General features: G+C 43.0%; 10 protein-coding genes. 4 read left to right on the forward strand and 6 right to left on the reverse strand.

Going from position 1 to position 12,772, the window contains the following annotated elements; genetic code table 11:
- Nucleotides 1–332 precede the first annotated feature (332 nt).
- The 4 genes from A9970_RS22950 to A9970_RS22965 all read left to right on the forward strand — a co-directional run bounded on the left by A9970_RS22950 (nt 333) and on the right by A9970_RS22965 (nt 4,164).
- Entirely contained in the window at nt 333–521 is a 189-nt protein-coding gene (locus A9970_RS22950; RefSeq protein WP_182983873.1) for a hypothetical protein, read from the forward strand.
- Between the two features lie 33 nt (nt 522–554).
- Nucleotides 555–2,108, forward strand: coding sequence for a hypothetical protein (locus tag A9970_RS22955; RefSeq protein ID WP_182983874.1), 1,554 nt, complete (start codon nt 555–557; stop codon nt 2,106–2,108).
- Nucleotides 2,109–2,344: 236 nt separating this feature from the next.
- Nucleotides 2,345–3,832: a tetratricopeptide repeat protein gene (locus A9970_RS22960; RefSeq protein WP_182983875.1), complete on the forward strand. Its 1,488-nt coding sequence runs from the start codon at nt 2,345–2,347 to the stop codon at nt 3,830–3,832.
- Nucleotides 3,833–3,951: 119 nt separating this feature from the next.
- Complete coding sequence (locus A9970_RS22965) at nt 3,952–4,164, forward strand: hypothetical protein (protein WP_182983876.1); 213 nt, start codon at nt 3,952–3,954, stop codon at nt 4,162–4,164.
- On the opposite strand, the gene A9970_RS22970 is transcribed toward A9970_RS22965, so the two are convergent.
- The 6 genes from A9970_RS22970 to A9970_RS22995 form a co-directional block, all read right to left on the reverse strand.
- Nucleotides 4,154–5,362, reverse strand: coding sequence for an FN3 domain-containing metallophosphoesterase family protein (locus A9970_RS22970; protein ID WP_182983877.1), 1,209 nt, complete (start codon nt 5,360–5,362; stop codon nt 4,154–4,156). The two genes, A9970_RS22965 and A9970_RS22970, sit on opposite strands and share 11 nt — an antisense overlap.
- Before the next feature lie 41 nt (nt 5,363–5,403).
- Nucleotides 5,404–7,047 (reverse strand): RagB/SusD family nutrient uptake outer membrane protein, encoded by a 1,644-nt coding sequence (locus A9970_RS22975; RefSeq protein WP_182983878.1) that lies wholly within the window; start codon nt 7,045–7,047, stop codon nt 5,404–5,406.
- Nucleotides 7,048–7,101: 54 nt separating this feature from the next.
- On the reverse strand, nt 7,102–10,083 hold the full coding sequence (locus tag A9970_RS22980) for a SusC/RagA family TonB-linked outer membrane protein (protein WP_182983879.1): 2,982 nt from the start codon (nt 10,081–10,083) through the stop codon (nt 7,102–7,104).
- A gap of 26 nt (nt 10,084–10,109) precedes the next feature.
- Nucleotides 10,110–11,444: a FecR family protein gene (locus tag A9970_RS22985; RefSeq protein WP_182983880.1), complete on the reverse strand. Its 1,335-nt coding sequence runs from the start codon at nt 11,442–11,444 to the stop codon at nt 10,110–10,112.
- Nucleotides 11,445–11,515: 71 nt separating this feature from the next.
- Entirely contained in the window at nt 11,516–12,079 is a 564-nt protein-coding gene (locus A9970_RS22990) for an RNA polymerase sigma factor (RefSeq protein WP_182983881.1), read from the reverse strand.
- A 307-nt stretch (nt 12,080–12,386) separates the two neighbouring features.
- Complete coding sequence (locus A9970_RS22995; RefSeq protein ID WP_182983882.1) at nt 12,387–12,749, reverse strand: helix-turn-helix domain-containing protein; 363 nt, start codon at nt 12,747–12,749, stop codon at nt 12,387–12,389.
- Between the last annotated feature and the right edge of the window lie 23 nt (nt 12,750–12,772).

The raw sequence follows: 12,772 nt of genomic DNA on the forward strand, positions 1-12,772 counted from the left end.
AGCATAGGTCTCTGCTTACAAAGCAGAGACCTATCTATTTTAGGGGCAACCGAATGCCGCTTACCCTGTCAGTTTAACTTCAATTTCACTGGGGTAAGGTGCTAAAGTGTTTATTTTGAGCTGTTTTGTAGTTGCTTCGCTACAGAAAAAAGAAAGCTGACCTCAACACCCACCGCCGTCTCCAAATAATCTCTACTTTAGGGTATCTACTGAATTGAAAAGAGTATTTGCCGTATTTAATTTCTTAATTATTAGTGCTTTGTGTCCTTTTTTTTCGAATCATCTCAATAGTAAAATTTCAAATTGCTTGGAACATTCAAAAAAAATAGAAAATGAAAACTAACAAAGAAAAATTGGCCAACGACAAAGGTCGTGCGGATTATGTGGCACCTCGCCTCAGCGTCTGGAAAATTGAATTGGAACATGGTATAGCCGCGGGCTCTGTCAATCCAGCAACCAAACAGCAATGGGAAGAAACGGATACGCAATCCCATAGCGTAGACAACAATTATTGGGACTAACACGTAAATGATCTAGCTATGAAAAAGTATTCTATGAAAACACTCCTGTGTTTTTCTGTTATCGGGTTCCTATTGGTTACTTCTTGTCAGAAAGGCAAAGAAGATAATACGGCAGCAGACAAGGCATCTATTACTTTAAAAATGAATGGTATTGGCCTTGATGATGGCAGCAGTACAGTTGCAAAGGCCTCCACGTCAAATACGGCGGCGGCAAGTTCAGTACAAAGTTTTTCAGTTCCTTTTAACGATGATCTGGTTGTGCGGGCGACCCTGAGCGAAGTCAGCGATTTGTCTGCCTCAGGACTGCGCGCTTCGGCAAAGGCCGCAACGGGCGTCGGTGCCATCACCGCTTTTAATGGCGATTATACTGTACGGGTATACAAACAGGGAAATTCGACACTGCTTACAACGGTAAACTGTACGGGCGGCGCAAGCAATAAGTTTGAGCTTGAGCCCGGCGCCTATAAATTTATCGTGTCTTCCTATGGAAATCCGAGCGCAACAGGTGCCGACAAAGACCCCTTATGGCAAGAAATAAATCAGACGATAACCTCGGGGAGCAATGTCCTGGATATTGTGCTTAAACATAAGCTCACGCAGGTGACCGTCAAATTTGATGCGGGTAGTGGCCGTACAATATCGGCCATTGGCGGCGGAACAATAGAACCGAATTTTGCGAATTACACCTTTGATGAGGTCAGCGGTGTGGTTACTTTCGCCGGTGCTTCCAGCACTAAATCGTTAACTTTTCCGACCCTGGCCAGTGCACAGGTGTGGACAAGCAACCCCACCATGATAGCCGTTGGAACCACAACAGTAGGAAAAGTTAGACTGGATCCTGTTACCATCAACAGTATCGCGGGAAATGTAGAATTAACGGGCTTATCGTTGAAACAGGGCGTACAGTATACACTGGAATTAAATCTGGGTCCTAAGAAACTTCCGACGTTTAATATCGGTAATGAAATCTGGTCAGGTGGTAACCTTGAACGTAATCCGTCTACTGGGGTATACAGTTTTGGAAGCGAAGTGAATAGTCAGGGCGATTATTGGTTTCCAGACCGTTTATTGCCAAAACGATTGGATGGAACCAATCAACATGCCGATGGCACCAATGGTGGTAATGGCGATCCTTGTGCTTTGGTATTGCCTGCCGGAACATGGCGACTGCCAACAGAGGTGGAAGTGCAGACACTCATAGACCGCACAGCTCCTAAACAGCAGGCCGGAAAGGGACAGGATAATCCCAATCTTGTGGCTGTCTGGAATCCAGCAAGGTATGTTGATTATTATAACGGTACCTCAGCGACTACGCGCGGTATGTTCTTTGGCGTAAAAACCGATGAACCGGTCAATTTCCCTGTATCTGAACGCGATAAATATCTGTTTTTTGCGTACCGTGGTTATTACCCGAACGATAATATTGGCAGGGTGATCGGCAGTGAAGGGGCTTATCTGGTGACAGCAACAGCGGGAGGCTACAAAACACTGCACATGACCGGAGCAGCAAAAGATATTGGTTATGGTATTGGATGGAGAGTTGCGAGCAGTACTGAAGCGGTACAGATCCGATGCGTTAAAAAGTAGGGTATCATATTTATTTAAAATTTATTTGGAATTATTCTAAATAACACTTAATTTTAGATCATACTTAAAATTTGTTGTTTCGTAAAATCAAAGACTAGTCGTGAGACTAGTCTTTTTTGTCTCCTGCAGAAAGACCTTTCTGTCAAAATTCTTATGTTTGCATAACCTGTCATGCTGGCTTTAGTTGGGCTCAGATGATACTTATGAAAAAAAAATCTTAATAGACAATCTATCCCATGAAAAAACGAATTCTCTCTTTGATTTTATTGTTATTTGCACTGAAAACAATCGCCAATGGTAGCAAAGAAAAAGAGATTGATTCCATCTTAAACCAAACCAAAGAGCTTCATGTGGCAGCAAAAATGGCTCCCCAACTGGAATCAGCTATGAAAGCTCTTGATTTGGCCCTTGAATATGGCTATGATGAAGGGAAAGCAAAAGCTCATTTTTGGGCAGCAGACGCACTTTCGAATATTGGATTGTTTAAGGAGGCATTTAACCACCTCCAACAGATTCAAACGACAGATTATTACAAGAAAGAGAATTCCTTACAATCCGAAACGCATCGCTTAAAAGGACGGGTGTATTTGGGACTAAGGTTATTGCGCCAAGCGATTCGAGAATTTCATCTCCAAATAGCATCTACCGGTAGCTTGAAGGGTGAAATACAATCAAAATCATATTTGCATGCATACGGGAATTTAAGTACAGCATATGATTGGCTGGGGCAGCCGGATTCTGTATTGAAATATAGCCGATTTCAATTGGATCTATTGCCCAAATTTCATGGAAAGGATTCAGCGATGATCAGTTTAGGCGTTTATGATGATCTTGGGACATTGTATACCAAGAAAGGGGATTTTGTAAAAGCAAAATTTTACCTCGAAAAGTCGCTGGCATTGATTGAGCAGAATAAAATTCCCATATATTTCAATACATTCACCTTTTTGGGCAATTTGGAACAAGAGAAGGGGAATATTAGAGAAGCATTGCCCTATTTTTATAAAAGCCTGGCCAACATGCAGGCAGTTGGCGATAGAAATGCCATGCGAAACCAATACAAGTTTCTAGCGGAGTATTATCAATACTACAAGTTGGGCGCCAATAAAGCCAGCGAATATAATATTCATTATAATCAGCTCAATGATTCGCTAGAGAACGAAAATAAACAAGTATTGGATATTGTGCTCAACCAGATCTTGAAATCAAAAGATGTGGAGTCTGCTACAAAGGTTTCAAAATCAGTAGCCTTTTCAATCATGGCCTTCGTGTTGCTCGTTATCGCAATTACGTTTTTTATAAGACGCTCTAGACACAACCGAAAGGTCCTGGCCGAGAAAGAAGGGGCCTTACAGGAAACAGAGAATACAAATAGAGTGCTGACCGAACAGATTGGAGAGAATAAATTCAATAACCTGGTCGACCTGGCCAAAAGTAATAATCCCGAATTTTTGATCTTGTTTTCCGATTTGTACCCCAAGTTTATTCAAGCATTAAAAACAATTGACGCAAATCTTAGAAGCACCGAATTGGAGTTTTGCGCAATGGCCTTTCTCAACTTTTCGACAAAAAATATTTCGGAATATACCTTTGTGACAATACGGGCGGTGCAGGTCCGTAAAAATAGGCTGCGTAAGAAGTTCGATATCCCTTCGGAGGTGGATTTCAATAATTGGATGCGTGAGCTGGTGGATAAGATCGATCAGCCAGAGGTGATCGATTAGGAGTAAGATTGGCAAATGCTAATATACATCCAATAAATGCGATAAATGAGGTATTGAATGTGTGTGGAAGCTTTTATTTTTAGCGAATTGATCATTTATTATAAAATTAATCTAGCATCATGAAAGCGTATACCCTATGGGCACTTTTAGTTGTTATGGGCTGTTTTTCAAGTACAGCTCAAGAACTGTTACCGGCCACCAAACCTTCAAAAGCCCAGCAATTGATGATTAAACGTGGCTATGGTATGTTTGTGCATTTTGGTGTCAATAATCAATCAAGAGCGCTTAACACGTTAAGCGCTCTTGATTTTCAAGGTACTATTATTTGTTAACAGTGTAAGCGCCAACCTCCTTGCCGGAATCGTCAATCATGCTGACTTGTATCTGACGTTGAGTTACATGGACTCTAGTCAAGGTACGGTTGCCATCTTTCGGTCCGCCACCGATAATGATCGGATAGCTATTCAAGCCTTTTGCTGGCGGATGGACACGATATTGGTGGGTATGCCCGCTCAGGACAAGATCGACTTTTCCTTTATTCATCAATGGCTCGAATAAATCCCGGCAATGGGCCGAGCCATGCCAATCGCCCGCATACCGCGGGGGGATATGCATCATAACGATACGGAAAGTAGCCTTTTTAAATGCTGGGCTATTGATTTCCTTCTCCAATAGGGCGGCCTGTTGCACGCGGTATTGGTCGAAGTCCACAATGCCTGCATAGACAGGGTGTTCATCTTCTTTGTCTTCGCCGGTGTCTAAAATTACAAAACGCGCAGGTCCTAAAGTAAAGGCTTCATAACCGACTTCATGGAAGTATTGTGGAAACTCACGCGCGAATTTGCCGCGGGTTTCGTGATTTCCCCTCACGTAAACAAACGGAACGCTCTTGGCAAAGAGGTTCACCACAGGTTGCAACATATTGGAAACGATCTGAGCTTCATCGGTCTGGTAATTGAAAACATCTCCGTTAAAGAAAATAAAATCGCGCTGATTACCCTTGTCAAGACCCAAGAGATGCGGAATGCTCTCTGGCCTATCGTGGGTATCGTTAAGCATCACAAATGAAACCTCTTTCTGGGCACTGTCTAGGTTTGTAAACTGCTCGGTTTGCCCTTTTATTTCTTTACCATAGGTCAGCTTATAAGGTTGAAAGTCTTCGATTTCTTTGGAGACAATTCTGTAATAGTACTTTTGACCGGGGATAAGGTTGTGTAGTACAACACGGTTTATCCTTCCAGCGGTTTTAAAACCCATGGAGCTTTCTTCAAATGCTTTTTCGGTCAATTGATTGGCATCTACACCATATTCTACCCAGCTCGCGGCGTCTTTATTGGTTATCCAGAGCACGGTCATTTTATTTCCAAAATCGGACTGCAGATAGGGGCCCACCACCAATTCAAATGCGGCATTATTTTCTTTATTTGAACTTGCAAATAGGCTGAGGGGATTTAACACCCCAAGTCCACCGACCATAAGCCCTCCTTTTAGGAAGTTTCTGCGGTCTGTATTTAAATTGTGTTTTTTCATTTGATTTATGTTTTTGCTATTTGAGTTATTCTAGTCAATATCTAATTGGGGTTTTGCTGTAAGCCATTTTGTATCAGTATCTGCGACTCGGGAATGTATTCGACAATTAGATTTGAATTCCAGGGAACTTCAGCAATGGCGCTATTTCCAGAAAGATGTACACCTGGATAATGATGATCCAAGTTTTTCTTGTTTCTGAAAATATCAAATTTGCGATGACCTTCCCAGGCGAGCTCTAGTCTGCGTTCATCCAAGATGACATCGAGTAAACTCTGGCCTTGGGGCAGATTGTCTAAACGAAATAATCCGGCATCAGGTATTCCAGCACGTTTACGGATTAGATTGAGGTCACTTAAAGCGGCTTCATTATGACCGAGTTTTGCATGCGCCTCGGCACGATTTAAGTAGATCTCGGCCAGACGTGAGATAATAGGTGACCATAATTGGGCCTGACCTTCTTGTCTTGAACATTTAACAATAAAATACTTGGGGTATCCATTGCGCACATCAACTTCGGCTTCGATGCGAACACTTTGTTTGCTGCCATCGGATAAACGAAGGAAATAGGCGGGAAATCCACTGGTAGTCGCTTCTTTTTCCACTTCCTTTTTTTGATTGTTTGCGTCTGTATAGTAATAGTTTCCGTTTTCAAGTTGCACGGCAACCTTCACATATTGTCCGGTACTGTTGGCATAGATGGCCCATTGTTTGCTATTGTTCAGATAGAGTGGGGATATAAACTTATTTCGGACATCCTGTGGAAACCGTTGTACCAACTTAAGGTAGCTGTCTGAGGCGTACATTTCGCCATAGCCTACACCGCTGATGGTCGAGTAAATCGATCCGATATTGCTCCAGCCATTGTCTGCCAAATCGCGATCGGGTATAAATTTGATGGCAAAGATGGTTTCTTTGTTATTCTCGGGTTTTGTTACCGGGTAATTGGGTAGATCTGCAGTAGGTAACAAACTGTACCGGCCGGACGAAATGACTTTATCGGCGTAGGTAATGGCTTTTTCATTGTCCTCCATATACAGATAGATTCGCGACAATAAGGCCCATACGGCTTCTTTGGAGGCATATGCATTGGACTTATATGTGCTCATCAGGCTTTCTCCTTTTTGCAGATCGGCGATTACCTGTTTGTAGACCTCACCTACGGTAGCACGTGTGGGATGGTTAAACGGGTCGGAATCGATCTTGATCGGAATACCTAAATTTTGGGCTCCATGGCTATAGGGCTTGCCAAATACGTTGCAAAGCGAGAAATGGAGTAGAGCCCTCAAATAATAGTTTTCACCCAGCAATTGATCGCTGATTGGCGATTCGCCTTCTTTCACACTTTCAATCAGCCTATTGGTTGATGCAATGACAAAATAGGAGTTTTGCCAGAAAGAGCCTGCAAAGCTGTTTGTGGGTATACGTTGGTAGTTGTATAGATAAATCAGATTGGAGGTTGTCACACCACTGAGCGAAACATTGTCGCCCGGGAATTCCATAATACGGTGCCAGCCCAAGGCCATGGTTTTAAGCGTGGCATAATTTCCCTGGGTGTTGGCCTCAAGGCTGGTACGATTTTTTGCGATATCTTCGGGTGTGAGCGCATCATAGGGTTTCTTGTCGATATTACAGGACGCTGCTGCCAACGTGAGTAAAATGGCTATGGATTGAAATACTCTTTTCATCTTTAAATTTTTATTAGTTATAGAGAAAACAAATTGAACACTTTGATTTTTTGATTAAAATTGGATGTCTAAACCAAACATTATTCTCTTTGGAAGTGGATAGGGGGATGTCGTACCACCGCTTGCAGCTGCTTCGGGATCTATACCCGAATAGTTGGTGATGGTAAATATATTGTCGATGGAAATATTAGTGTTGATTCCTTTAACCTTAAGGCGTTCGAGCATTTTTCCGGTCCATTTGTAGCCCAATGTTACGTTTCTAAGACGGAGGTATGATCCATCTTCGAGGTATCTGGAGGAAGTTCCGTTGGAACGGTTATTTCCACCAAAAAGTGCCTGTGGATGTGTTGCATTTGTATGGTCTGCTGTCCAGCGCGACCAGCCTGATTTTAGGTCCATTTGATTGTAGGTCGCATAGGCGCCATCACTGTCAAATAGTTCGCGTCCGGCATTGTAGACTTGAATTCCTTTGGTAAATGCCATGTTGGCGGTTAGGTAAAAATGGTTATAGTTCATCTTCGTACTGATACCTCCGAAATAATCTGGTGTGGCCCGGCCAACTTTCTGTAGTGATGCTGCGGCATAGTTTCCGGTCAATGATTTTTCGCCTGTTTTATTGTCTATAATTTCCCATTGTGGTGTACCGTTTTCGGCATTGACGCCCATCCACTTGCGCATATACCAGGTATTGATATCGTTGCCTTCTTCGATGACCTGGTTGCCATTGATCTGCCGGCTTCCGCCATAGAGTTCCATCACCTTGTTGCGGTTGATGCCTAAATTAAAGCCAAGGTCCCAGCTGAAAGCTGCCCCGCGAACAAGCTTCGCATCGATTGTCAATTCGGCTCCTTTGTTCATGACGCGGCCGATATTGTCCCAATAGCCTTTGTAGCCCGACACATCGGGTAGTGGTACAAAATGCAAGAGGTCTGAGGTATTTTTGCGGTACAGTTCTAAAGTCAGGTTCAATCGGTCGAAAAGGCCAGTCTCTACACCGATATTGGTGGAGTATGATTTTTCCCAGGTGAGGTTTTTATTGCCTAAAGCAGATGGGAATACGGTAGGTGTACCGTTGTATTGTGCATTGACCGAAAATAGTTCATATTGCGGATACAGCGTTTCGGGCGTATTTCCGACACCGCCATAGGCGGCTTTTAAACGCAGGAAGTTGATTGTCGATGAGTCGAAAAATGCTTCGCGGTGGATATTCCATGCCCCGCTAAAAGAAAAGAAATTACCATACTTTGTATTGGAACCGAAGCGCGATGAACCATCTCTCCGAAATGAGGCCTGAAGGACGTATCGATCATCGTAGCTATAATTGGCATTCATCAACATAGACTGAAAGGCATAATGATTGGCCGTGCCGGTTACTCCCGACGCTTTTGAGGCACCAGAAAGCACGGTAATGCCCGAAACAATGCCTATACCTGTAGCCGAATTATCGTCGTATTTATAGTCATTGTACTCGTAAGCAGCCAAGGCATTTAGGCTATGCAGTCCAAAGGTTTTATTGAAGGTTAGCATTTGGTTGCTGAATCGTGTGGTCCGGTAGGCATTGCTATTTTTGATACGCCCATTATCGGCCAGGCCTGATATCGATTGGGGATCTGTGTAGATAAGTCCTTTATCGACGAGATAGGTCAAATTATTGGTGGATTTAAATTCCAGAAATGGCAAAATTTTATAACTAAAATCAAGGTTGACCATGGCATTATAACGGTTTCCTTGCGTATAATTCCATTGCAGGTCGTAATAGTAATTGGAAAGATCGCGGCCTCGCCATCCCGAACCTGCCGCTTGGGCATTGATCACATTGCCTTTGTCGTCGTATGGTCTGTCCCAGGGCAGATAGGTAAATAATGCATTGATATCATGCTGACGGTTGTCTGTCTTCGTATAACTGGCAAAAAGCTTTGGGCTAAAGGTGATTTTGTCGCCCAGTTTTTGGTCGAGGTTCAATCTGCCGGTAAATCGATCGTATACCATGCCTTTTACAGTACCTTTTTCCTGAAAATAGTTTCCGGCTGCATAAACTCTTGTTTTGTCGGTGCCACCAGACACGGATAGGTTATAATCCTGTACAACGCCATGTTGTGTACCCATGGCAATCCAGTCGGTATTGACACCAGTAAGGGAGCTATTAAACCAGCTTGGAATATCTTTGGTATTTGGAAAGGCCGACCAAAAATCATAGAGCTGCTGGCTGTTCATGACATTAAATTGCCCGGTATTAAATACCGAGATTCCCGTTTTTCCAGAGAAATTGACGGTAGTGATACCGGCTTTGGCTGCTTTGGTGGTTACAACAATAACACCATTGGCTCCTCTGGATCCGTATAATGCGGCGGATGCGGCATCTTTAAGGACCGAAATTGATTCGATATCTTGCGGGTTTAGGTTGGGAACATCATGTTGAATGACGCCATCAACAACCCATATAGGCACTTGAGATGCACTGATCGAACTTATTCCCCTTACTTTGACCTTGGGCATGGCTCCAGGTTGCCCGCTGCTGTTGGAAACTTCCAAACCGGCAACCTTGCCTTGCAAAAGGCTGCCGACATTGGGCGAGGCAACATCGGTCAGATCTTCGGCCTTGACGGTGGCTATTGAACCTGTGATATTTTGTTTCTTTTGTGTGCCATAGCCAACTACAACTACTTCACTGAGGTTGGTGGCTTCGGAGATTTTTATCCGGATTAATACCGAATTGTTGTCGCCTGATTTTACGATAAACTCGGGCAGTTCCTGTGGATGGTAGCCTAAATACGTAAACGAAAGGTTGTAGGGAATACCGACTTTGAGGTCGGTAAACCGAAACATACCATTGGCATCTGTTGCGGTAGTCTGCCGTTGGGCTTGATTTCCGTTTTCATCTGCGTTTACGGTAACACCGGCCAGCGGTTTATTGGCCTCATTGACCACGGTTCCTGTCACTAATGATCGCGACTGTCCATAACCTGTTTCTATAAATAAGAGACAGATCAAAACATAGGCTCCCCAATAGAGAAGCAATTTTACTCCATTTTTCATGCGTTTATGTTATATAATTATTGGTTTTACTTTTTATTTGGCCCGATCTGATACCGTTCCTGTACGGATTTGAGATTCAGGTTGTTCATTTTACATAGGTATAGTAGTATATCTTCTATTGAATCATTAGCAGATACGCTTCCCGTAAAGTAATAGTCCGTCAGGTTGACGCCTACAATATCAATAGGAACACGATAGAGCAGCTGCAACGATTGGATGACTTCCTGTAATGGGACTTGCGCAAAAACACTTTCGCGATAGCCTTCCGTACGAGGATTGGAACTGTCCTCACTGGCACCTGGACCTAGGATTTTTGGGTTTTCTTGTAAAGCATCCTGCTGCATACTGCTTAGAGACAGACGATTTTTGTCCCTTTTCAATTTCATGTTTGTTGCCCGGGCAATAAGGTTCAAGATATCATACAGTTGATCCTGTTCAGAAAAGTTGCCGGTAAAGAATTTATTTGCCATATCCTTGTGTGCAACGTCTATTGGAGCATGAAATCGTATGGATAGCTGGTCTACAACTTCTGCTAAAGACTGATTTCTGAATTGCAGCGTGGCTGGTTTTACATCGGTGAAATGTGTTGTTTTGGCTGGTCCAAAACCGGTGGCGTCGTTAGCGCTGCTTTGCACTGAAAATTTTCCGGTATAGGCGTCAACCCAGAATTGTTCACCTGCGTTAAGATAGGTGTCTGGTAAAGGCATCAAATTATGAATGCTTTTAATAACGACTTTGCCTTCAAATAACCGTACGTTGATTTTCTGCCCCTGTTGATCTATCAAAAATTCGGTTCCTAATGCAGTGGTTGAAATTGTGCCACAAATGACCTTAAAGGGATGGGCTGCATCTTTTGCAACTTTAAAATTGGCTTTACCAGTTAACGTAATTGAGCGTTCTTGCTGAAAATTTGCAAAGAATGAAAGGGTTGCTCCTGGATATAGGCTGATGAGACTATTGTCCGGGAATTTATATTTCTGAATGTGATCTGTTGAATTTGTTAGTATACGCTGATCGAGCATGGCCACTTGTTGACCCTGATGATGATCATTTTCTGCAAGCCGGAATATTAAAATCGCAGATATAACAGCTATAAATGCAATACAGGCTGCAATTAACCAAGGGCGCCAGGCAGTAATCTTCCTTTGAGCAGGGACAGTTTCATGCTGGATGTTGCGCCAGATCTCCTGTTTAAGCGGGGCAGTTTCGTGCTTGGCTTCAGCCGGGAGATCCCATTCCTCTTTTGTCAGAAAGGTATCGCAGAGTTGGCCGTCTTTTTCGAGAAGGTCAATAGCGCGTTGGGCTTCTTCGGAGTCACATTGGTTTGCTAAAAATTTTTTGATCAGTTTATAATTGTCCATGCTTCAAAGGCTGTTCACTAAAGTGATGTACGATCCGCAATTGTAAATTCCCTATCCCCCTCAAAAAAAAATTACGAGGCATAGATCACTTGAACGCTGATGGCGAAAACGATCGCACTGAGGAGCTTTTTTCTTAACTGTGCATTCGCCTTGGAGAGTTGATTGTCTACAGTTTTCACTGAAATGTGGAGTTGGTCGGCTATCTCCTGATAGCTATAGCCGTGGATGTATTTTAGTTCGAAAATTAGTCTTCGTCTTGGTGGGAGGGCCGAAACGATCTGTTTGAGGTCATGTTTGAGGTCTAATTTATTGCTATCTGTACTGGGGTCGGCTACCTGAGCCAAATTGTCCTCGTTCGAAATGGCTGCACGTCTAATGGCTTCTTTTCTGAGCCAATCGATAAAGAGTTGACGCGCTTTTTTGAAAAGTTGCTCATCTAAGGAATAGGTAAATGAAATCTGTTCTCGATAGTGCCACAATTTTACAAAGACCTGTTGGGTAAGATCTTTAGATTCTTCAATATCTTTTGTTTTTCGTAGAAAATAATGGAACACTTTCTCCCAGTTAGCCTCAAATATTTCACTGAAGACTTCGTGGTCACCATTGGATAAAGCATGTAGAACATTTGCCTGCATTTTCTTTTCAACAACTTATTGGTTTACGGAATTTAGTGTTTTACCAAATCTATGTGAAATTACAGAGCTTTTTCAAAAAAAAGAATGTGCAAACGTTTGTCCTATTTTTTTGGCGATAATTAATGTTTTAATTTTTAGGGTGTTAAGCTTGTTTTCTGAATGTAAAAAACAGCTCCGCGTTCGGTTTTTCTTCTCGTCACCTCAACTCCGGATCTGCAAAAAAAGTAGGTACTGTTGAATCGGGTATCCGCTATGCAGCCGGAAAACTGTTTTTTGGTGGATCGGATGGTTATCTAAATAATACTTATCATCGGAGAGGGATTCTAAGCTCGCCTAAATTTTCGATCAGATGATTGTTCTCAATGCCCCATCGGTCGATAACGGCGATGACAGGCAATATGCTGTTGCCCAATTCGGTCAGGTTGTATTCGACCTTAAGCGGAAGCCCGGGGTAAATCTTTTTGCTGATGACACCCATCATTTCCAGTTCGCGGATCTGCATATTGATAACCCTCGGGCTTGCATCGCCGATTGCGCGATGCAGCTCGCTCGGACGTTTTATCCCCTTATAGATACCATCCAAGATACAGGCTTTCCATTTTCCGCCCAGTATTTTCATCGTCACCACAATACCACAGTCGAGGTCTTCGGGAATCTTTCTGCTATACATAACCTTATTTTTTTTTGAAATAA

Origin of the sequence: Sphingobacterium sp. UME9, from assembly GCF_014170215.1 — a bacterium.
In the GTDB taxonomy this organism is placed as follows: domain Bacteria; phylum Bacteroidota; class Bacteroidia; order Sphingobacteriales; family Sphingobacteriaceae; genus Sphingobacterium; species Sphingobacterium paramultivorum.